Origin of the sequence: uncultured Clostridium sp., assembly GCF_934754915.1 — a bacterium.
Lineage (GTDB): Bacteria > Bacillota > Clostridia > Clostridiales > Clostridiaceae > Clostridium.
This window is the reverse complement of sequence record NZ_CAKVKB010000307.1, coordinates 1-2,090: the sequence shown is the minus strand read 5'-3', so window position 1 is coordinate 2,090 and position 2,090 is coordinate 1. Positions and strand designations below refer to the sequence as shown.

Annotated in this window: 4 protein-coding genes; 1 reads left to right on the top strand and 3 read right to left on the bottom strand. The window is 29.7% G+C overall.

Annotated features, from left to right (window positions below):
• Nucleotides 1-79: 79 nt before the first annotated feature.
• Both Q0F58_RS19170 and Q0F58_RS19165 read right to left on the bottom strand, forming a co-directional pair.
• Nucleotides 80-547: a hypothetical protein gene (locus tag Q0F58_RS19170; RefSeq protein WP_294379646.1), complete on the bottom strand. Its 468-nt coding sequence runs from the start codon at nt 545-547 to the stop codon at nt 80-82.
• The gene (locus Q0F58_RS19165) at nt 537-956 is read right to left on the bottom strand and encodes a DUF3990 domain-containing protein (RefSeq protein ID WP_294379644.1); all 420 of its coding nucleotides are present in this window, start codon (nt 954-956) and stop codon (nt 537-539) included. The genes Q0F58_RS19170 and Q0F58_RS19165 overlap by 11 nt, the downstream gene beginning before the upstream one ends.
• Nucleotides 957-1,122: 166 nt before the next feature.
• On the opposite strand from Q0F58_RS19165, the gene Q0F58_RS19160 reads away from it, so the two are divergent.
• Nucleotides 1,123-1,416: a Mu transposase domain-containing protein gene (locus Q0F58_RS19160; protein ID WP_294379641.1), complete on the top strand. Its 294-nt coding sequence runs from the start codon at nt 1,123-1,125 to the stop codon at nt 1,414-1,416.
• A gap of 136 nt (nt 1,417-1,552) precedes the next feature.
• Here Q0F58_RS19160 and Q0F58_RS19155 read toward each other — a convergent pair whose 3' ends face one another.
• Nucleotides 1,553-1,765 carry a hypothetical protein gene (locus Q0F58_RS19155; protein WP_294379639.1) on the bottom strand — a complete coding sequence of 71 codons (213 nt, stop codon included), beginning with the start codon at nt 1,763-1,765 and terminating at the stop codon, nt 1,553-1,555.
• Nucleotides 1,766-2,090: the final 325 nt, after the last annotated feature.

Here is a 2,090-nt window from a genome sequence, read left to right as displayed (position 1 = left end):
ATATTAAGCGTAAGATGGTTGTAGAATTCATTCATAGTTTAGATAAGATTGTAGAACAGTAATCTACAATCTTTTTTCATTAAAATCCTCCATTTTTATAGGCTCTAGCCTTCACATAAGAAGGTTCATAATAAGCACTACAATTATAATCATCAATAACTTGACAAATTTCATCATTATAGATTCGTATAAGTCCTTGTATATAATCTTCATTAGGAAGTAAGGTATCCAATATTAATCTTGCGTATACCTTTCCCATATCCAATTCAGTTGGAATACTAGAACATAATTCACTATTTACATTTTCTATATGGAAATTACCATATTCCAATTTATATTCATCTATCAAATCATGAACCACCTTATCAGGATTATCGCTATGTAAAACATTCGCAACACTAATAAGATGATACAAAGAATCATATCCCAGTTGATTCACAACATATTGATTTCGTTGATGAAGAAATCGAGATGTCTTTTCAATGATAAAACATACATAAAACAAATCATTTTCTGTTACTAGTTCATCAAAATATTTATTCCTCATAAGCTATAACTCCTTTGATAGGAAAGACAATTTGATGTGTAGGATACTTAAACTTAACCAACTCACAAAATGAAGTTCTAGAAATCAAACCATGCACAAAATCATCCACATAACTCCAAGCCATAGGCCTTTCTACAATATCGTATGTATGAGTTACTCCTCTTCTTGACGAAACAACGAAGTCTAGCCATTCATCGCTCATCTGTTCAAAAGCCTTACAGTTTAAATCCAAATTTTCTGTATACGAATAAACATTCACAATATGATTGTTCTTTTTAGTTAATACCCATCTTTTAACTTGTTTTTCAAAATTCGTACAATAAAATCCATACCCAAAATCTTTATAAAACCCATCCGTAATAATCTTAGGATGGTTTACAATCACATTACTACCATGATAAACTTCCATTATTTTACCTTCACTCCATCTACTATGATTACATCAAAAACTAAACAACGTTATCACAAAATTGTTAGTATCCAATTTTAAAAATACTTTTCTTATTCAATTGAAAGGTCGTGTTTTTTCCAGGTTCTCAGAACTGAATGCAGAAATATCAATAATCACAGATGAGTTGAACAATCGAGAATTTTCTAAAGGAAAAGGAAACAGAAAAGAAGTGTTTGATAAATATGACAAGCCTGCTTTAAAGCCACTACCACATGAATCTTTAAAGCCATATACATATGTAATCAAAACTGTTCCTAATAATTATCACATTGAATATGATCACCATTACTATTCTGTTCCCCATACTTATTATAAACAGGAAGTTATATTAAAAGCTACGTATTTCGATCTTATTATCTGCGATTATTTGAATCATTTGATTACTAATCGCCCGGAATTATGTTACTATATCCGATAAGATAGTTCATGCATAATATTCAAATAATATTTTCAATATATTGATAAACTTCCTCATTCCAATCCTATAACTCACTTGGCTTCGTACAATATAAACTTAAGGCTTCACAGAAGAATTCACAAGCATTCTGTATTCCCTAATCATAATAATACCCAATCTTATTTTCTATATAAAGTTGTTTAAATTCACTTGTAGATGAATTCTTATACTTAGAATCTATGATATGTCCTATTTCATGAATCAAAGTACTTCTATAATCCTGGATTGATCTTGCACGACTATCTACTAATAAATAAACATTCGACTTAGAATAATTTCCGTCTACAATTTCTTCTTCACTATATAGCAAACGAATTGTTTACTCATATATAATTTTTATTGAGAAATTCATGCAAATAGTTTTACTTCAATAACTTCTTGTCAACAAGTCAGCATTGTTATACTACACTCATTGGGATAGCCATATTGATTATGGTAAAAAGCACTCATACACAACCGTATGGGTGCCTTTCGCGTTATAATTACTACAATCCACTCAATTTAGAAAATACCGTATTTAAATATGCATTCTCTTCCCAGGGAAAACTATTGAAAATGCGTTGTCTTTCTTTATAGAAGTCTTCAGGTACACGAATTGAGAAATAAATATTAAACCATGCTTTTAGTTTATCTCT

Bases quoted from the DNA above. Each gene is read 5' to 3' on its own strand.
- Q0F58_RS19170 (WP_294379646.1), bottom strand. From the start codon at position 547: ATGAGGAATAAATATTTTGATGAACTAGTAACAGAAAATGATTTGTTT.
- Q0F58_RS19165 (WP_294379644.1), bottom strand. From the start codon at position 956: ATGGAAGTTTATCATGGTAGTAATGTGATTGTAAACCATCCTAAGATT.